General features: G+C 52.2%; 15 protein-coding genes. 7 read left to right on the top strand and 8 right to left on the bottom strand.

Annotated elements, in window-relative coordinates; all coding sequences use genetic code 11:
- Positions 1–218 precede the first annotated feature (218 nt).
- The 6 genes from CFI03_RS24300 to CFI03_RS24275 form a co-directional block, all read right to left on the bottom strand.
- A complete protein-coding gene (locus tag CFI03_RS24300) occupies positions 219–653 on the bottom strand; it encodes a hypothetical protein (protein WP_248760565.1) in 435 nt (144 codons plus the stop codon).
- A gap of 43 nt (positions 654–696) precedes the next feature.
- Positions 697–1,602, bottom strand: a complete 906-nt coding sequence (locus CFI03_RS24295; protein WP_248760563.1) for an ABC transporter ATP-binding protein — start codon at positions 1,600–1,602, stop codon at positions 697–699.
- Positions 1,589–2,620, bottom strand: a complete 1,032-nt coding sequence (locus CFI03_RS24290) for an ABC transporter ATP-binding protein (protein WP_248760561.1) — start codon at positions 2,618–2,620, stop codon at positions 1,589–1,591. Before CFI03_RS24290 ends, CFI03_RS24295 begins: the two co-directional genes overlap by 14 nt.
- Before the next feature lie 57 nt (positions 2,621–2,677).
- Positions 2,678–3,523, bottom strand: coding sequence for an ABC transporter permease (locus CFI03_RS24285; protein ID WP_248760559.1), 846 nt, complete (start codon positions 3,521–3,523; stop codon positions 2,678–2,680).
- 4 nt (positions 3,524–3,527) lie between these two features.
- Positions 3,528–4,478, bottom strand: coding sequence for an ABC transporter permease (locus tag CFI03_RS24280; protein WP_127497224.1), 951 nt, complete (start codon positions 4,476–4,478; stop codon positions 3,528–3,530).
- A gap of 131 nt (positions 4,479–4,609) precedes the next feature.
- Positions 4,610–6,226, bottom strand: coding sequence for an ABC transporter substrate-binding protein (locus CFI03_RS24275; protein ID WP_248760557.1), 1,617 nt, complete (start codon positions 6,224–6,226; stop codon positions 4,610–4,612).
- Between the two features lie 417 nt (positions 6,227–6,643).
- Here CFI03_RS24275 and CFI03_RS24270 point away from each other — a divergent pair, with 417 nt between their 5' ends.
- The 7 genes from CFI03_RS24270 to CFI03_RS24240 all read left to right on the top strand — a co-directional run bounded on the left by CFI03_RS24270 (position 6,644) and on the right by CFI03_RS24240 (position 14,425).
- Positions 6,644–7,531, top strand: coding sequence for a hypothetical protein (locus tag CFI03_RS24270; protein WP_248760555.1), 888 nt, complete (start codon positions 6,644–6,646; stop codon positions 7,529–7,531).
- Between the two features lie 141 nt (positions 7,532–7,672).
- Complete coding sequence (locus CFI03_RS24265) at positions 7,673–8,581, top strand: ArsR/SmtB family transcription factor (protein ID WP_248760553.1); 909 nt, start codon at positions 7,673–7,675, stop codon at positions 8,579–8,581.
- Positions 8,582–8,784: 203 nt separating this feature from the next.
- A complete protein-coding gene (locus CFI03_RS24260; protein WP_248760552.1) occupies positions 8,785–10,506 on the top strand; it encodes an ABC transporter substrate-binding protein in 1,722 nt (573 codons plus the stop codon).
- 60 nt (positions 10,507–10,566) lie between these two features.
- A complete protein-coding gene (locus tag CFI03_RS24255; RefSeq protein ID WP_127497214.1) occupies positions 10,567–11,520 on the top strand; it encodes an ABC transporter permease in 954 nt (317 codons plus the stop codon).
- A 17-nt stretch (positions 11,521–11,537) separates the two neighbouring features.
- The gene (gene opp4C / locus CFI03_RS24250; protein WP_248760550.1) at positions 11,538–12,470 is read left to right on the top strand and encodes an oligopeptide ABC transporter permease; all 933 of its coding nucleotides are present in this window, start codon (positions 11,538–11,540) and stop codon (positions 12,468–12,470) included.
- A 13-nt stretch (positions 12,471–12,483) separates the two neighbouring features.
- A complete protein-coding gene (locus CFI03_RS24245) occupies positions 12,484–13,467 on the top strand; it encodes an ABC transporter ATP-binding protein (protein WP_248760548.1) in 984 nt (327 codons plus the stop codon).
- Positions 13,460–14,425 (top strand): ABC transporter ATP-binding protein, encoded by a 966-nt coding sequence (locus CFI03_RS24240; RefSeq protein ID WP_248760546.1) that lies wholly within the window; start codon positions 13,460–13,462, stop codon positions 14,423–14,425. The genes CFI03_RS24245 and CFI03_RS24240 overlap by 8 nt, the downstream gene beginning before the upstream one ends.
- A 777-nt stretch (positions 14,426–15,202) precedes the next feature.
- On the opposite strand, the gene CFI03_RS24235 is transcribed toward CFI03_RS24240, so the two are convergent.
- Together CFI03_RS24235 and CFI03_RS24230 are read right to left on the bottom strand one after the other, a co-directional pair.
- Positions 15,203–16,708 (bottom strand): response regulator transcription factor, encoded by a 1,506-nt coding sequence (locus CFI03_RS24235; RefSeq protein WP_248760544.1) that lies wholly within the window; start codon positions 16,706–16,708, stop codon positions 15,203–15,205.
- The gene (locus CFI03_RS24230; protein WP_248760521.1) at positions 16,705–18,483 is read right to left on the bottom strand and encodes a cache domain-containing sensor histidine kinase; all 1,779 of its coding nucleotides are present in this window, start codon (positions 18,481–18,483) and stop codon (positions 16,705–16,707) included. Before CFI03_RS24230 ends, CFI03_RS24235 begins: the two co-directional genes overlap by 4 nt.
- Positions 18,484–18,597 lie beyond the last annotated feature (114 nt).

The raw sequence follows: 18,597 nt of genomic DNA, 5'->3' as shown, positions 1-18,597 counted from the left end.
AACGAAGTGTCTACTTTTTAGTTTAAGTCCAAATTATGATTATTCGGCTCATTTTTGGTTTGTATACGGGAGTGATTCCAACGTAGCCTCGGAATGGTTCATAAAATTGCTCATTTGACTGGAGAAATTCCAACGTACGGCGATAAAAATAAGGGGCTGTCCCAAAAAGTCATGATCATGACCATGGGACAGCCCCTTAACAATTAATCACCTTAATCTTACCGCTGAATCGGTTCGATCCGGTAAGAGCCCGCCGCGCCTTCAACCGGCTCGATGGACCATCCGAAGGACAGCGCCGTTCTCAGGCGCTCCAGCTGTTCCGGCGTGAGCTGTGCGGTTACGGCTTCTTGCCCGGCTTCAAGCTCAAGCTGAGGCTCGTCGCCGAAGGCAACCCAAATCCAGCTGCGGAGGCCGCGCACGGTATTATACTTGATCTGGTAGCCGTTACGGACTGCCGATTCAAAAGTCTCCGGGTCTTTCTCGGCAAAGGCCGCCAGATCGCTATAGTTGAATTGGAAGATGCTATCATCCGTCGGAAGATCAACTCCCGCCTTTACTCTTGCAATAATCTCGTCATCCGACCAGCCATGTCCCTTGCGAAGAGACTCCACAAGCAATGCATCCCATTGCGACAGCTTTACGATATTCGTCATTTGGTTTCAGCCTCCCTTAGCTAACTTGGCTCTATTCATGATCTTACGGCAAAGCGACCCAATGCCCCGGGCTTACTTCGCGCAGCACCGCAGCTTCTTCAGCGGCAGCATCCGGCGTATAAATAACCCGTTCAACGACAGCGCGCGGATCCGGTACAGGAATCGCGGACAGCAGCGCCTTCGTATACGGGTGAAGCGGATTGTCGTACAGCTCATCGCTGTCCGCAATCTCTACGAGCCGCCCGTGATACATCACGCCAATCCGGTCGGAAATATGCCGAACCATGGACAGGTCATGGGCGATAAACAAATAGGTCAGGCCGAATTCAGCCTGTAAATCTTCAAGCATGTTAACAACCTGCGCCTGCACGGACACGTCGAGAGCCGAGATTGGCTCGTCGCAGACCACGAAGTCCGGGCGTACCGACAATGCGCGGGCAATGGAGATCCGCTGGCGCTGGCCGCCGCTGAATTCATGCGGGTAGCGGTACAGATGCTCGCGCTTGAGTCCAACCTTCTCGAGTAGTGAAGCGATCACTTCCTTGCGCTCTTCCACATTCTTGTACAGGCCGTGGATATTCATCGGTTCGCCGATCAAATCCAGCACGCTCATGCCGGGGTTAAGCGAAGAGTAAGGATCCTGGAAAATCGACTGAATCCGCCGGCGGAAAGGCTTCAGCGCTTTCTCGCCAAGCTTCGAGATATCCTGGCCGTCGAACTTGACCGTCCCGTCCGTGTAATCGTACAGCCGCAGAATAGAGCGGCCGACCGTGGATTTACCGCTGCCGGATTCGCCAACAAGGCCAAACGTCTCGCCCTTGTTGATCTGGAAGCTTACGCCGTCAACGGCTTTCAGCACTTCCGAGGTGCGGCCCCAGGCATCGCGGCTTTTCACGAAATGCTTTTTCAGCTGCTGGACATCCACCAGCACTTTTTTATCCTCTGACACGGGCAGCGCTCCCTTCGATTTCCGGATGGCGCGCTAATTCGGCCTGAACCTCGGCATCGTTCAGCCAGCAGAGGGCACGATGGCCTTCGCCGATCTGAAAATGCGGCGGAAGCTCCGCGCATTTCGGCATCGCATGCGGGCAGCGTTCCATAAACGGACAGCCCGGCGGCGGGTCGAGAAGATCCGGCGGGGAGCCTTCAATCGGAACCAGACGCTCGCGCGAGCCGCCTTGCCGCTGCGGTACCGAACGCAGCAGTCCCTGCGTGTACGGATGCTTCGAGTTATAGAAAATATCCTCTACCGTGCCTTCTTCCATCACCATGCCGCCGTACATGACGATAACGCGGCTGCATACCTGCGCGACTACGCCAAGGTCGTGGGTGATAAGCGCGATAGAAGCGCTTGTCTTATCCTTTAATTCCTTCAGCAGATCGAGGATCTGCGCCTGAATGGTTACGTCGAGAGCCGTTGTCGGCTCATCGGCGATAAGCAGCTCCGGCTGGCAGGATAACGCCATCGCGATCATTACGCGCTGACGCATGCCGCCGCTGAATTCATGCGGATATTGCTGGACGCGGCGCTCAGGCTCATTGATGCCAACCTGGCGGAGCATCTCAATGGCTTCCTTCAGCGCGGCTTCCTTGCTTAGACCGCGATGCCGGCGGATAACCTCCGTCATCTGATCGCCAATCTTTTTGACCGGATTAAGCGAGGTCATCGGATCCTGGAACACCATCGCGATCCGGTTGCCGCGGATTTGGCGCCATTTGCGCTCCGGCAAGTTGTTCAGCTTCTCGCCGGCAAAGGTAATGTCGCCGCTTATAATCTCGCCCGGGGGCGGAATCATCGCCATAATGGCTTTGGCGGTGACGCTCTTGCCGCTGCCGGATTCGCCAACGATACCGATCGTCTCGCCTTGATCGATGTGAAGGCTGACGCCGCGAACCGCTTTATTTTCTCCGCTGCGGGTGTGGAATGATACTTGTAGGTTATTGACGGTTAGCAGCCTGTCTGCCATCTAACGTTCACTCCTTTCGGAAGGGCGCGGGCAAGGGTAGGAAGGGGTAAAACCCGATTACCGCTTGCCAAGCTTCGGTTCGAAGCCGACGCGCAAGATATCGCCTAGAATATTAAAGCTGAGCACCGTCAGCAGAATGAATAAACCCGGGAACAACGCAAGATATGGAGCCTGCGCGATATAGCCCTGCGCATTGTTCAGCATGCTTCCCCATGTCGCGTTTGGAGCCTGCACCCCGAATCCGAGGAAGCTGAGCGACGATTCCATCATAATTGCTGAAGCCACATTGTTCGTTGCGGCAACGATAATGACCGGAACCAGGCTCGGGAAGATATGACGGAATATAATGCCCAAATGATTCTGTCCGGAGGCTTTCGCATACAGCACGTACTCACGCTCCAGAATCGTCATCGTCTCGGCCCGTATGATACGGGACATGTTCATCCACATTAGAAGCCCGATAATGAGGACGATACTCGTCAGGTTTGGCTTCAAAAATACGCTGAGCAAGAGCATGACCAAGAAGGTCGGAATAGACAAAATGACTTCCAATAAACGCATCAGCAGGTTATCAATCCAGCCGCCGAAGTAGCCGCTGACAATCCCCACGATCGTGCCGATCGTCGTTGCCAGCACCATGGCGGAGAAGCCGACCATCAGGGAGACGCGTCCGCCGTACAGGGCACGGGCGAAGTAATCGCGGCCGTAGTCGTCGGTACCGAACCAATGCGAGGAGCTAGGCGGCTTCAATCGCTGCAAAGCATCCAGAGCGTTAGGATCTTTAGGGGAGAGAAAAGCGAAGATCGCTCCCAGTATGAAAATAACGAGAATCGCAACTGCGACGATCCCCATTTTGCTGCGTACGAGCTCGAGGCCCGCATTTCGCCACTTGGTCCGATTCATGAGCTCACCTCGTTGATTTGATTCTCGGATCGGCGAATCCGTATAAAATATCCGCAAGCAAGTTGCCAAGGATCAGGAACAAGGCGGAGAACAGCGTAATGCCCATAATGACGGGATAATCCATCCCTTTTACGGCGGTCATGCCAAGCGAGCCGATGCCCGGCCAGGAAAAGACGGTTTCCGTTACGATCGCGCCGGTAACCAGATCCGCCATCGACATGCCGAGCAGCGTAATAACCGGCAGCAGAACATGCTTCATGACGTGGCGGAACAGCACTTGCCGGCGAGTTGCGCCAAAGGCGTATTGAATCTGAACATAATCTTCCTTAAGCTGACCGATCGTGCTGGAACGGATGTAACGCACGTAGACGGACAGGAAACCAAAGGCCAGAACGACGCATGGCAGAATACCGTGCTTAACGACATCCCAAGCGGAATGGACGCCAATCGTTCGCATGCCCATAATCGGAAGCCAGTGCAGTTCAATCGCGAATAAATAGATAAGTAAAATAGCCAGATAGAACAGGGGTACCGATATACCGATATAAGAAATCAGGTTAATGATCTTGTCCTGCCAGCGGTTACGGTTCGCTCCGGCAGTCAGGCCAAGCGGAATAGCAAGCAGCACGGATAGTGCGATGGAGCTGCCCATCAGTCCCGCGGTTGCAGGCAGACGGTCCAGGATCTGATCCATCACAGGCTGGTGATTGACTAGCGAATAGCCCAGATTGCCTTGGAACAGCTCCTTGAGCCACAGTAAATATTGAATATAAGCAGGCTTGTCCAGCCCGAGATTATGACGGATGCGTTCAATATCCTCGGGATGCATATTCGGCGTCACGAAGGATAGAACAGGATCACCAGGAGCCAGCTTGATTAAGGCAAAGCAGGCGATCGAGACGAAGAGCAAGAGCGGAATCGTCTGCAGTAAGCGTCTAGCGATGAGTTGTCTCATGCGATTGTCTCCTATGCTGTTTACGGCAAAAAATAAACTGGGTTACCCCCAATGTCATTAAACTAACTTAATGACATTGGGGTAGCCCCAGCTATTTTTTGCCTATTCCATATTTAATTCTATTTTTAAGCTCACTTCATGTACAGCTTCGACGGATCTTCGAAGATTACGACCGGCTTCAGAACGGCTTCATTCAGGCCGCCGAAACGTTTGTCGATCGCAACGATTGTTTTCGTGTAGCCGACAGGGTAGATAACCGCGTCATCCGCGATTGTTTTTTGCAGCTGCTGGTAAGCCTCGCCGCGTTTCGTTGCGTCCGCTTCGCCAGCGCCTTGGTCGAACAGCTTGTCTACTTCAGGGTTGGAGTAGCGAGCATAGTTGGAGTTCGAACCGGTTGTGTAAAGGATACGGTAAGCGTCCGGATCATAGCCCATGATGTAGCCCGCATAGGACAGCTCGTAGTCTTTCGATTTCAGGTCAACAAACTTCTGGCCGTACGCCGAAGCGTCCATGCTTTGCAGTTCAACCGTGATGCCAACGGCTTTCAGCTTTTGCTGAATGTACAGGGAAGCAGCTTCTTGCGCTTTGTTGCCGCTCGATACGATGAAGCGGAGCTTCAGGTTGCTTTCGCCGGCGGAAGCCAGCAGTTCTTTTGCTTTATTTACATCGTTGTCATACGAAGGAACGTCGTTTGTTTGGAACAGGCCATCCGGTGTTACAAAAGATTTAGCAGGGTCTGCGTATTCGCTCGAGCCGTATACCGTTTGGATCAGCTCCTCGCGGTTCAGCGCGTAAGAGATCGCTTGACGAACTTCTTTTTTCTTCAGGGCGCCAGTGTCGCTGTCTTCATTGAAGAGCAGGTAAGCCAGACGGCCCTCGGAGTAAGCTTGAATATCGAAGTTACCCGTGCTTTCGATGGTGGATACGTCTTGCGGATCCAGGTATTTCACGTTGATTTCGCCGTTCTGCAGAGCCAGGTTAGCTGCATTGGCATCCTTCGCGATACGGTAAGTGATCGAATCCAGATGCGGCTTGCCGCCGAAGTAGTTATCGAAACGCTCAAGCGTTACGTACTCGCCTGTCTTGTACTCTTTGAACTTGAATGCGCCGGAACCAACCGGTGCGTTGTTCTTTGTGCTTTTCTCGATATTCGCTTCGCCTTCGAAAATATGCTTAGGAATAGGAGTCAATTGCACGAGAGTGGCTTCAAACGCCGGGTTTACTTGCGGCAGCTGGAATTCAACCGTTGTGTCGTCAACCTTAACCGCTTTGATCGGCTTGCCGCCCAGGATCAGGTTCTCGCGGAAGAAGCTGTTTTGCTTCTCGTCGAGAATCGTATCGAACGTGAAGACAACGTCGTCAGCCGTCAGTGGCTGGCCGTCATGCCAAGTCAGGCCGCTTTTCAGCTTCAGGGTATAAGTCAGGTTGTCAGCCGAAGGCTCAAGGCTGTCTGCCAGGTAGAAGGTTTTCTTGCCGTTGTTCACTTGGAACAGCGGAGCGTAGAGAGCTTGGTCGATTGTCAGGCTGACGCGGTCGCCTGCATAGATCGGGTTAAGAACGACAGGGTCGGCTTGTACACCCAGGATCAGGTTGCCGCCGTCCTTCGCTTGATCGGCTGCCGCCGTATTCGAAGGGGATGCCGAAGAATTGTTTCCTGCAGTGTTGCCGCCATTGTTGTTGCCGCTGCAAGCACTGATGATTACTGTTAGAATAATGAGGGTAAGTAAAGCGGGAATGCTTTTGCGCATGTTTCTATCCTCCAGTTTGTCTGTGGTGTTCTAATGTATTATATAATACATCGGATTACTCGGAATTACAATCTTTAAATTTCCACAACTCAAATTTTCAAAATCAAAAATTTTGTTTGGCAATAAATCCTTCCATTAAGCGCGGTCGCTCATCGTGAATAAGCTTCGATAAAGGATTTATTATATTTCTCTCATTATGCTCCAAAAAGCTAGAGCTGTCGATGCAAGGAAGCCCCTGTTATGCCTGGATATGACAAGGTTTCCCTTTTATTAGGTGATGTTATTCATAAATTTAATGTAACCTTTACAGCGGCGCCAACGTTTGTAATAACGAGCAAAGCTTACGAAGCGCCATTGCGCAAATGGCATGGGCTTCCCAATTCGAGCAAAAAGCAATTCCTTTTTAGGAGGTAAAGTATGAAAAACAAGAGCATCACAACGAAATGGACCATTCTGCTGAGCAGTACGGTGCTGGCGGCCTGCTTATTATCGGCCTGCAACAACAATAATTCGAATGCGAATACGAACTCGTCTCCAAGTCCAACGGTATCGGCATCGCCAACCCCGACGGAATCGGCCTCGCCAGAGGTTGAAACGAAACAAGGAGAAGGTGAATTTGTCGGCCTGGCCGACTCTCATACGGTAGAGATCACAGTGGATGGCAAAGCGGCTGCTTATCAGCTGGGGGAAGGAACGGACAGCGCTGTGGCTGCCCTTAAGGAAGGCGATAACGTAAGCTTCGAGTATACGGAAGCGGCTATCGAGGGCGATGCGACGGCGAAGCTGCTTACGATCACCAAAATCGAGAAGATGCAGAAGTCGGCGGAGGATATGCCGGCGCAAGAGCTTCCCGCAACGAAGGATTTCAAACTCCAGATGGAAGGCAATGAGGAGACCCGCACCGGCACGCTTGCCAAGGGCGACGGCTATGCGCTCTACATCTTCGAGCAGTTCAAGTTCGACGCGGCTGCTAACAAGCTGATTATGAACGTGGATAACAACTACTATGTTGAGATCAGCAAGCTGCCGGAAGGGTTCAAACTGGACGATGTGAAGGCGGATGCGGATAAAGAGCTTAAATCCGTAGGCGAAGTGCAGACAATGGATCCAAAGGATGTCAATTCCATGATCGGCGGCGTCGACCTGATGGTCATTGGTCGCAGCGATAAGTTGACGAAGGAAGTTATCGTGAAAACGGTAGACGGCGCAAGCTTCCTGTTTAAAGTGAACATGCCGGTAGGCGAGCCTAGCGAAGGCTTTGGACCGCTGGCGTTTGCGTCGATGGGTTCAATCGTGGCACAATAGGGGTAATAGGATATGAACAGTCTCCGGGGAGCTTAGCGCTCTTCGGGGGCTGTTTTTTTTAATTTGCAATCGTATTCATTTCCGTGTAGAATACGCCAAAGTTAAGGTATAATGACCTAGAAAGGCGAGGGGGGTGTGTGGATGGAATATCAAATAGACATCGAATTTAAGCCGCTGAACGAAGCGATTAGTAGTTTGCATACCTATATTTGCCGAAAATCGCATAAGAAGCTTGATCTATCGCCAAGCTGGGCACAGGAAACCCGTACCAAGCTGACGCCGGAGCTGGCTGATTGGCTGGACGAGCTTTCCATAGACCAAGAGTGGAAATTTGCGTTCTTGCTTGTTTATTTGAGTCCGGAGGCCGATGTTCCTGGCTTTGTGAATTGGCTCTCGAAGCAGAGCACGGGTGATCTGTATGATAGGATGTCGCCCTACAGCAGCAGTTTTCCCGTAGACATGAATGCTTTTAAAGATAAGATCCTAAAGCTGTTCACTCTATGGCAGGAGCAATATTTCAAGGATATCAGCCCGCAAATATTGAGAAGCCTGGAAGAGGTCGCGGCGGAAAGAACGGGGGTCCAATCCGCCACTCCGGCCTGGCAGTTCGTGGACGAGACGACGAATGGACTTATATTTGAACCCATAGCGAATCTGAATAAGCTTGTGCTGATTCCTCAGTATCATTTTCAGCCTATCAATATCGTATCGCACTTTAATCAGCTAACGCTTTGCTACTACTCCGCGAGAATCGACCTCAGCGAAGAGGATTTCATGTCCGCCCATGACTATCGGATATTAAGAAGTCTGGGAGAGAAGAGCAGGCTGAAGATCCTGCGTTATTTGCATCAAGGACCGCGGACTTTTATCGAAATTCATCGTTATCTCAAGCTGTCGAAGGGGATCACGCATGATCATATCTCCAAGCTGCGCAGCGCGGGACTGATTCATGCTCATTTCGAAGGCGAGAACCTGACGGTATACAGCTTACGCGCCGGCGCTCTTGACCGGTTGCAGCATGTGATTATGGATTATATAACCGGCAATTAGCCAAATTTAGGATGCCGCTTTTCCCTCATTGAGGGAAGGCGGCATTTTTGTTATTTTCTTAATTTCTCTATGAGGAGAAATATTTTTTAGTTCTCTCTTTACAGAACTGTCTCAGGTTTCTATAATAGGGACTAACGATTCCAATTCATAGTTTACCAATCGGAATTAAAAGAAGCTATATTGTAACTTATGGGAGGGTTTTTATGAAGAAGTTAACTCTAGCCACAACATCCGTCGTGCTTGCCGGCACTTTGCTCCTTGCTGCTTGCTCCAATAATAGCAACGGGGGCAGTGGCAACCAAGCCCCGGCGAATTCGCCGGCAGCCAGCAATACATCCGCTTCGCAAGGTTCGCCAGAGACGATTCAGGCCAGCGACATCAGCAAATTGCCTGATCAAGCGAAGAAGCGGACGGATACGATTATCGTCGGACTTACCGACCCTAGCGGTGCATTTACTCCTTATTTCCAACAAAGCGGATATGACGGCAACGTTTCTTCGCTTCTTTATACCCCGCTTGTTACCGTGGATGACAAAGGCGCTCCTCAGCCAGGGCTGGCGGAGAAATGGGAAGTATCGCCTGACAGCTTGACCTATACGTTCCACCTGCGCAAAGATCTGAAATTCAGCGACGGCTCTCCGCTGACAAGCGATGACGTAGCGTTCACGTGGACGATCCTGAATGACAAGTCGTATGACGGCGACTCGCAGGTTAACACGCTCGGTATTAAAGGAAGCGCGGCTTACAAGGACGGAAGCGCGACTTCTATCGAAGGTATTAAGGTCGTTGATCCGCAGACCCTCTCCGTTACGTTGGAAAAGCCGAATGCGGCTGCTCTTGTGCTGCTTGGCTCCGATGTTCTGTCCAAAGCTTACTACGGCAAGGACTACAAGCAAGGCGATCTGGGTTATATGAAGCAGCTTAGCTCGAAGCCGCTTGGCACCGGCCCGTACAAGCTGGAGAAATTCCTTCCCGGTCAAGAGGTTCGTTTCACGGCCAATGAAAACTATTACGGCGAGAAGCCAAAGACTAAAAACTTCATTTACAAAACATCCGAAGGCGATACGTGGCAATACCTGGAGACGGGCGAGGTTGACTACGCCTCCTTCAGCGCTACTACCGAGAATATAGACAAGCTGAAGTCGCTTGGCTTCGTTAATATCGTTCCGTATACGCCAAGCACTTACAGCTACCTGCAGCTTAATTTCGAGCACAAGGCGCTTGACGATAAGAAGGTGCGCCAAGCTTTAACCTACGGTCTTGACCGTCAAAGCATCTACGTGGATGCCAACCAGGGGGCAGGCGTTGTGGCTAACATTCCGTCTTCGCCAATCTCGTGGGCTTATACGGAAGACAATATTAATCCCTACAAATTCGACACGGAAAAAGCGAAATCGCTTCTCGATGAGGCCGGTTGGACCGTTGGTTCGGGCGGCATTCGCGAGAAAGACGGCGAGAAGCTGAAAATCCATTATCTCGGCACGAAGAGTAAGAACACGGATATCTTCATCGCGGTTGCGAAAGAAAACTTTGCGGCGCTGGGTATCGAGTTTGAGCCTGAAGTATTCGCGGATTTTAATGCGCTGGTCTCCAAGGTAGAAGGCGGAGATTATGACATGGTATCCTTCTCGACTCCGCTTCTGACGGATCCGGCTGACGGCTTGCTGCAATTCGTGGACGGCGAGATTAAAGGCTACGACAATCCGAAGTTCAAAGAGCTGTATGAGAAGGGTCTTGCCACAACCGACATGGAAGAGCGCAAGGCGATTTATAAAGAAACGTTCCAGCTGCTTAACGATGATCTGCCAGTTATCTTTACCAACTACAAGAAGAGCGTCTATGCTTACAACGCAAGAATTGAGAACCTGTCCGTCAGCCCATTCTACGGACTGGCTTCAAGCCTGCCGAATTGGACGCTGAAGTAAAAATAATGTCCCCTGCCCGGACCTATTGCCGGGCAGGGGATGTGAGGTTAAGGAGTCGATATGAGCACTTATTTCGTGAAGAGATTGACCTACATGGCCATTATATTGCTCGCCGCTTCCTTTCTGATTTTTAGCTTGTACGCCATGACGCCGGGTGATTTCATCACCGGCAATATTAAATTAACCCCGGAACGTAAGGCGGAGCTCCGGGAAATTTACGGACTTAACAAGCCATTGATCGAGCGGTATCTCACTTGGATGAAGAACGCCGTGCACGGAGACTTCGGCTATTCCCTTGCCCAGCAGAAGCCGGTGCTCACCTTGTTCAATCAATATATCTGGAACTCATTCCTGCTTGCTATTGTTTCTACGTTCTTAACCTGGTTAATTGCCGTTGTGGTAGGGGTAATCGCGGCCTATAAACAGTATTCCTGGTTCGATACGCTGGTCATGGTGCTGATCTTCGCCGCGATGTCCATCCCGTCCTTCTTTATCGGGTTATTCCTGATTAAGGTGCTCGCCGTTGACTTGAAGTGGCTGCCGCCGGGAGGAATGATTACGACGGGGAGCAATGCCCAAGGATTTGCCTATGTGAAGGAAGTTATTCACCATATGACGCTTCCGGTCATCGTGATGACGCTGCTGGGCGTTGGTTCGCTGACGCGTTACTTCCGCAGCAATATGATTGACGTCATTAAACAGGACTATATAAGAACTGCCCGGGCGAAAGGGCTGACCGAGCGCAAGGTGTTATTCACCCACGCCCTTCGCAATGCCTTGCTGCCTGCCATTACGCTGGTTGGCTTCGAGCTTCCGGCTTTGTTCGGCGGATCTCTAATTATAGAGAAGATCTTTAATTGGCCGGGCATCGGACAACTGTATATGCAGTCATTCGGGCTGCGCGATTATCCGCTGCTGATGGGCTTTACGATGTTTATCGCCGTACTGACGGTAATCGGAACTTTGCTGTCCGACATTCTATATCATCTCGCGGATCCGCGGGTGAAGCTGTAGGAAGGGAGGACTTATAGATGACGATTGCTAGCGGAGAAACGGCTCAGGGAATTAACGTTAATAAAAATCAACAACATGCAAGATCGTCGCTGTGGCGGCAATCCTTCCGGAGGCTTGTACGCAATAAATTGGCGATTACGGGCTTTGCTGTTGTCGTGATTATGTTTTTGGCTTGTTTTATCGGTCCTTTCTTCTCTCCTTATACGGATAACAAAATCAATATGGCCTTAATGAATCACGCACCTAATGCCAAGCATTGGCTTGGTACGGATACGCTTGGGCGTGATGTGATGACCCGGGTGCTGCTGGCTGGCCGAATCTCGCTGACGGTTGGACTTGCTTCCATGGTATTGTCCGTGTTTATCGGTACCCTGCTTGGCATTATAGCCGGTTACTATCGCGGCGTTGTCGATCAGCTCATTATGAGGCTGGCTGATTTGCTGCTTACGGTGCCAAGCCTTCCGCTTCTATTCATTATCGGTGCCTTGCTGTCCGAGTGGAAAGTGCCGCCGGACTACCGGATGTATATCGTTATGCTGATGCTCAGCGTCGTCAGCTGGCCGGGCTTGGCCCGAATGATCAGAGGTCAGCTGTTATCCTTGCGCGAACGGGAGTTCATGCAGGCAACCATCGTGCTGGGGCTTAGCGATAAAAGAAAGCTGTTCCGGCATCTGCTGCCGAACCTTGTGCCGCTTATTATCGTCATTGCAACGCTTAATATCGGCGGCGCGATTCTTAGCGAATCCGTACTCAGCTTCTTCGGATTGGGCGTTATGCCGCCTACTCCGACTTGGGGCAATATGATTGACGCCGCTAATAATATGATCGATTTCCAGGAGCGGCCATGGCTATGGCTGCCGCCGGGCTTCTCGATTTTTGCGACGGTTATTGCCATTAATATTTTTGGGGACGGCCTGCGCGACGTGCTGGATCCGAAACAGAAAAGGTAGGTGAGCTTCTATCATGAAGGAATTGCTAACCATTGATCATCTTCGAACCTTCTTCAAGACGGAAGCGGGTACCGTCCGGGCCGTGGACGATGTCAGCCTGCAAATCAAGCCGGGCGAGACCGTCTGCATCGTGGGGGAGTCCGGCAGCGGTAAAAGCATTACGGCGATGTCGATCATGGGACTCATTGAGAGTGCCGGGGGCAAGGTGGAAGGCGGCAGTATCCAGTTTCAGGACCGCGATCTGCTCAAGCTTTCCCGCAATGAGCTTCGCACGATCCGCGGCCACGAAATCGCGATGATCTTCCAGGAGCCGATGTCCTCGCTTAATCCGGTATTGAAGATCGGAGAGCAAGTGATCGAGCCGCTGATGGAGCATCAGAAGCTTAGCCGAAAAGCGGCGCGCAAGCGTGCAATCGAGCTGATTAAGCAAGTCGGCATCTCCAGAGCGGAACAGATTATCGATGCGTATCCGCATGAATTAAGCGGCGGCATGCTGCAGCGCGTTATGATTGCGATGGCGATCTCCTGCGGTCCCAAGCTGCTTATTGCCGATGAACCAACCACCGCGCTCGACGTAACCATTCAGGCGCAAATCCTCGATTTGCTTCGCAGCCTGAAGGAAGAGAGCGGAATGTCGATTCTGCTTATCACCCATGATCTTGGCGTAGTGGCGGAGATGGCGGATTACGTAGCGGTTATGTATGCCGGCAAAATCGTCGAGCAAGGCGAAGTGGAGGAGATCTTCGCTCATCCGAAGCATCCTTATACGAAGGGATTGCTGCGTTCGAAGCCGATTATGAACCAGCTCCAGGATGAGCTGTATTCCATTCCCGGACAAGTCCCGAATCCGCTTGAGTTGACGGAGTCGTGTTACTTCCATGACCGCTGCGAGCAGTGCATGGCCATTTGCCGTACCAAGCAGCCGGCGCTTGTCCCGGTAGGCGAATCGCAGCAAGCGGCGTGCTGGCTGTACGAGGAGGAGAAGCGGTATGCCTGAAGCATTGCTCGAAGTACGCAATCTGAAAAAGTATTTTCCCATCCAGTCGGGACTTCTGAATCGGACGGTGGGTCATGTGAAAGCCGTTGATGACCTTAGCTTCACGATCCGCAAAGGCGAGACCTTTGGTCTTGTCGGCGAATCGGGCAGCGGCAAAAGCACGGTTGGGCGTTCCATCGTCCGCTTAAACGAAAAGACCTCGGGTGACGTCTTCTTTAAAGGGACCGATATCTACTCGCTTTCGAAGGAAGAGCTTCGCGCCATGCGGCCCTCCATGCAGCTGATTTTCCAGGACCCGTACAGCTCTTTGAATCCGCGTGTACGCGTGGGCGACGCCATTGGCGAAGCGCTGCTCGATCATCAGCTGGCTGACAAGTCGGAGATTCGGGGCAAGGTGCTGGAGGCGCTGGAGCTATGCGGATTGTCGGATTACCATATTGACCGTCTTCCGCATGAATTCTCGGGCGGCCAGCGGCAGCGGATCGGGATCGCAAGAGCGCTTGCGCTGAACCCCGAGCTTATCATCGCCGATGAGCCGGTATCCGCTCTCGATGTATCCATTCAGGCGCAGATTATTAATCTGTTCCGGAAGCTGCAGCAAACGAATGGTCTATCCTATTTGTTCATCTCCCATGATCTTAGCGTCGTCGAGCATCTATGCACGCGGATCGGCGTCATGTATCTCGGATCCCTGGTAGAGACGGGAACAAGGGAGGACCTGTTCCTCCGCCCGCAGCATCCGTATACGAAAGCCTTGCTGTCGGCCGTTCCGATACCGATTCCGAAGCTGAAGCGGGAGCGCATTGTGCTCAGCGGCGATATTCCGAATCCGGCCAATCCGCCATCCGGCTGCAAATTCCACACCCGCTGCCCCTTCGCGACGGAACGCTGCAAGGAAGAGGTGCCGGCCCTTCGGACCATTGGCACCGACCATATGGTTGCTTGCCATTTGGTGTAAGGGGACGCATGGAAAAGGACTCTCCCAGCCGTTATCGGAAGATAACCGTTGAGAGAGTCCCTTTTTTGAATGGAGGGAGAAATTAGACAATGGGCTGTCGCAAAGTTCAGCTTTTGTCCCGGTAGCCAAGTCGGAACACATTTAATGATACAGCCTACGGCACAGGGTTCAAGCCTATTGACGAACGTGGACGAGAGGAGGCGGCAGGTTTCCAGACAAGAACACGAGCTTTATTGCACGAAATGCAGGATATCGGGCTGAATTGGTACGGGTGGTTAAACTATACTGCACGAAGTGCAGTATAGTTCGCTCATCGGAGCCATTTGGTCCTTTTTAAGCGAGATATGCTGCATTCCGTGCAGGATAATACTGGATACTTGTTGGTTGAGCGCCAATAAACTGCATATTGTGCAACATAGTCAGAGAGCGGAGATCGAGCATTTTCAGGGGTGGCCTAAAGCAGGGTGCTTGACCCCTAGATTAGATCTGCTCAACGTAATAGGCGGTTTTGTAAGGAATGGCGTGAAAATGCAGGTTTTCATTGTATCCAATCCAATGGAGGCATTGAGCAGGAGCTTACTTCGGTAAATGCGCTGTACAAAATCCAACGTACCGAGACGTGTACAAGGAAAGGACGCTAGTGGTGTGCATGCACATGGAAGCTTGTGCGAGGAAAACATGAAGTAGTGGGGGGACGCGAAAAGCGCGAGTGAGCGTGCATAGAAAAACAGCGGCCAAGGAACAGGTGATTCCTTAGCCGCTGTCTGTTTGACGCCGTTAATGATGCTGCCGGAATTCGCTCGGCGAGATCCGGAAATGCTTCTTGAACACGCTCGAGAAATAAGTGGAGTCCTCGAATCCGACGGTCTGGCAGATTTCCGAAATTTTCATGTCCGTGTTGCGCAGCAGCACCTGCGCTTTCTGCAGCTTAAGCTTATTCACGTAGCCGGTGAAGGTCTCGCCGGTTTCTTTTTTGAACAGGGTGCTTAGGTAGCTTGGATTCAAATGAATGTTCTCCGCTACTTGCTTGATGGACAGATCGCTGTCCAAATAATGATCTTCGATATAATCAATCGCCTGCTGAATGCTGTTCACGTAAGGATTGGCCTGCTGCTTCCAGCGGTCCAGCCGGGTTTCGAAATCCTGGCAGGCAGCCTTGAACCAGCTCTTCAGCTCCATGCTTCCCGGAAGCTGGTCAATCGTTTGCAGCAGCGCTTCGGCCGGCTTGCTCTGATGGCTGAACAGCCCAAGGACTTCGGAGATCTGGTCAAGGGCAAGCGAGTGGTTGATCGTCAGAATCTTACCGTCCGTCAGCGGAAGTGAGCCGGCTTGTCCGCCAACCCTCTCGAAGTAGTCATGCAGAGCTTGAAGATCCCCGGAAATAATGAGCGACATGATCTCGTTTTTCACCGCTTCGACGGCTTGATGCTTGCTTGACCGGTCCGCAATCTGCGGAATCGTTAGCGCTTGCGCGCGCTGCTCTTTATAGGCGGCGTAAGCCGACATCAGCCCATCAACGTCCATGCTTGGACCAAGCGGGATGCTTTCGATACCAATGCCCAAATATTCGCGTACGGCAAGCTCTGCGTTTTCTCTCCAGCAGGCTGTCGCCAACTCGGAGGATACTGACAGGATAAATTGGTCCTCCTTCAGAATAAGCAGCTTGGCCTCCGCATCCTCGCTGAGCGCCAGCTCCTGGACGATGTTGTAGATTCCGTATTGCAGCACGTACAGATCGTCCGTTCCGTAATTTTTGCCCTCCGGAAAATAATCCGTTATCGTCACCAGCCACAGCCGGCTGCCTTCGAACATGCGGAGGAAATGCGAGGTCAGCTCCTGGTTCATCTGGTATTTAAGCAGAATCGAGCGGAGCAGATGCTCCCGCGTCGTCTGCTGCTCCTTGCGCTTCGCCTGCAGCCTCTTGGAGGCGCTGCCCAGAATGCCTGAAATGTCCTCGTCCGAGCAGGGCTTGAGCAGAAAGTCCATCGCTCCGTACCGGATGGCCGATTGCGCGTATTGAAAGTCCTGATAGCCGGTAATGATGATGAACAAAGTATCCATTCCATGCGAATAAATGCGCTCCGCGAGCTCGATCCCGTTCATAACCGGCATGTGGATGTCCATCAGAATAAGGTCGGGCTTCAGCTCCAGCGCCTTCTGCCAGCCTTCCTCGCCGGTCTCGGCTTCCCCGATAACGGCCCAGTTCCTGCTCTGCGAGATCATGAACTTCAGCCCCTCGCGGAAATTCGGCTGATCCTCTACGATTAAGACGGTTCCCTTCATACGGAGTCCTCCTTGCTGATCGGTAAAATAAAGCTGACGGTTGTTCCCATATCAGGCCCGCTCTCGAAGCGCAGCCCATATGGCGCGCCATAGACGAGCTGGATTCTACGTTCCGCGTTATGAATGCCCAGATGATTGCCGTGAACATCGTGGTCACCAGCCGCCAGCTTGAGCAGCATCTCGGGCTTAATCCCTCTGCCGTTGTCCGTAACGTCCACTCTCAGATGCTCCTGCTCCCGGTAAACGTGAATACGCAAAAGCTTCTTGTCCGCTTTTGTCTTGTCGGCAAAAGCATGGACAAACACGTTCTCGACCGCCGGCTGAAGAAGCAGCCGCTGCATTTCCAAGCAGAGGAGCTGCTCGTCCGTCTGGATATCCAGCTCGAGGTCGGGATGGAAGAGCGACATCTGTATATTAATGTAGCTCCTCAGCTGCTCCAGCTCCTCGCGGAGCGTGCTTGGCTGCTCGATCGGCTTCAAGGAGTATTGCAGGATCTTCGAGAGCGACTGGATAATGCCGGCCGTGTCCTTGGCGTTCTGCAGATACAGCTTCCAATAGATTTCGTTCAATATATTGTACAAGAAATGCGGATTGAGCTGCGCTTGAATCGCCCTCAGCTCCGCTTCCTTCTCCCTTAGCTGCTTCATCAGCACCTCATCCACCAGCTTCTGAATGTTATCGGCCATATCGTTAAACGACTCCCCGAGAAAAGCTAATTCATCCTTGGAGCGGACCTCGACGCGGGCGTTCATCTGGCCCGAACGAAGCCGCCTCATCCCGGATACGAGATTTCCGAGCGGCCGCAGCAGCCTGGTGCTGGCAAGCGTCAGGAGCAGGCCGGTCAGAAGAATGCTGGACAGGCCGGATATCGCGATGGTTTTCAGAATATCGGCGTTACGCTTGTCCAGCGCGCTTAGTCCAAGGCCGCTGATCAGCTTGAAGATGCCGGAATCGGAGGTGTTCTTCACGAACAGATAATTGCCTTGAGCGGTAGACTGGACAACGGATGCCCGTTCTTCCTCGTCATGCTGCAGGGGGATGACTTCCGGATCATCCGACTCTTCGCCCGCCGCATGAACCTCCTGGCTCCGCTGGCTGAACAACAGCCGGTCCTTCCGGTCCAGCAAATAGACGATGCCGTCGTCTTGCCCGATATCGTCAATGACCTCGGAGAAAAAGCCCTCGTCCAGCACCAGCACCAGCGTGCCGTACGTTTCCTGGAAGGTGCTCTTCATTTGGCGTGCGGCGACAATCATATACCGGTACCCGCTTGGGTCGGCCGAGCTGGCCAGCTTGAGCCGGAACCAGGTCAAGGCGCCGTTCGTGCCTTCCAGCTCCTGATTGATCATGGCGCGGGTAGGCTTGTCCAGCATGGAGACAGCTCCGTAATTGGCGTTGTAATAGCTCTCACCGAGCAGATTGAAGATGAACATCGCCCGGATATGGGGGGCGTCAAGCTTCACCTGCGAGACCATATCGTACATAAGCTGCAGCTGCTCGACTTTATCTTCGTTGGCTAAGGAATTCGTCAAGATCTTTACGACGGTTGGGTGAAAGACGATGGACTGCGAGATCCGTTCAACCTCATGGATATTTTGGTTGATCCGCTGAAGTGCCTGCTTGTTGTTTTGCAGGAATTGGCTGCGGATTTCCTCGCGGAACATGTTCTGATTGGACCGGTACACGATGATTCCGGTTATGGAGGAAGTTAGAATAACGATCAGCGACAGGCTGAGAATCAACTTGACGACAAGACTTCGGGTATGAAACGGCATAACAAAGCGAGCCTCCTTGCAAGATCTAATTTTAGCTAAAGTTCCTCCAATTAAAATTAAAGAAGTACCCTTTGCAAACGGATACACTGGTAACAGGTCAAAGGTTAACAGTAA

It is taken from the genome of Paenibacillus sp. ATY16 (genome assembly GCF_003399985.2).
GTDB classification, from domain to species: Bacteria; Bacillota; Bacilli; order Paenibacillales; family Paenibacillaceae; genus Pristimantibacillus; species Pristimantibacillus glycanilyticus.
The sequence above is the reverse complement of the archived record's forward strand: the minus strand, read 5'-3'. Positions and strand labels throughout refer to the sequence as shown.

Excerpts from the sequence above, each read along its gene's own strand:
- CFI03_RS24255 (WP_127497214.1), top strand. The coding sequence starts at position 10,567 with ATGAGCACTTATTTCGTGAAGAGATTGACCTACATGGCCATTATATTG.
- CFI03_RS24260 (WP_248760552.1), top strand. The coding sequence starts at position 8,785 with ATGAAGAAGTTAACTCTAGCCACAACATCCGTCGTGCTTGCCGGCACT.
- opp4C (WP_248760550.1), top strand. The coding sequence starts at position 11,538 with ATGACGATTGCTAGCGGAGAAACGGCTCAGGGAATTAACGTTAATAAA.
- CFI03_RS24240 (WP_248760546.1), top strand. The coding sequence starts at position 13,460 with ATGCCTGAAGCATTGCTCGAAGTACGCAATCTGAAAAAGTATTTTCCC.
- CFI03_RS24280 (WP_127497224.1), bottom strand. The coding sequence starts at position 4,478 with ATGAGACAACTCATCGCTAGACGCTTACTGCAGACGATTCCGCTCTTG.
- CFI03_RS24285 (WP_248760559.1), bottom strand. The coding sequence starts at position 3,523 with ATGAATCGGACCAAGTGGCGAAATGCGGGCCTCGAGCTCGTACGCAGC.
- CFI03_RS24300 (WP_248760565.1), bottom strand. The coding sequence starts at position 653 with ATGACGAATATCGTAAAGCTGTCGCAATGGGATGCATTGCTTGTGGAG.
- CFI03_RS24275 (WP_248760557.1), bottom strand. The coding sequence starts at position 6,226 with ATGCGCAAAAGCATTCCCGCTTTACTTACCCTCATTATTCTAACAGTA.
- CFI03_RS24270 (WP_248760555.1), top strand. The coding sequence starts at position 6,644 with ATGAAAAACAAGAGCATCACAACGAAATGGACCATTCTGCTGAGCAGT.
- CFI03_RS24230 (WP_248760521.1), bottom strand. The coding sequence starts at position 18,483 with ATGCCGTTTCATACCCGAAGTCTTGTCGTCAAGTTGATTCTCAGCCTG.
- CFI03_RS24290 (WP_248760561.1), bottom strand. The coding sequence starts at position 2,620 with ATGGCAGACAGGCTGCTAACCGTCAATAACCTACAAGTATCATTCCAC.
- CFI03_RS24265 (WP_248760553.1), top strand. The coding sequence starts at position 7,673 with ATGGAATATCAAATAGACATCGAATTTAAGCCGCTGAACGAAGCGATT.
- CFI03_RS24235 (WP_248760544.1), bottom strand. The coding sequence starts at position 16,708 with ATGAAGGGAACCGTCTTAATCGTAGAGGATCAGCCGAATTTCCGCGAG.
- CFI03_RS24245 (WP_248760548.1), top strand. The coding sequence starts at position 12,484 with ATGAAGGAATTGCTAACCATTGATCATCTTCGAACCTTCTTCAAGACG.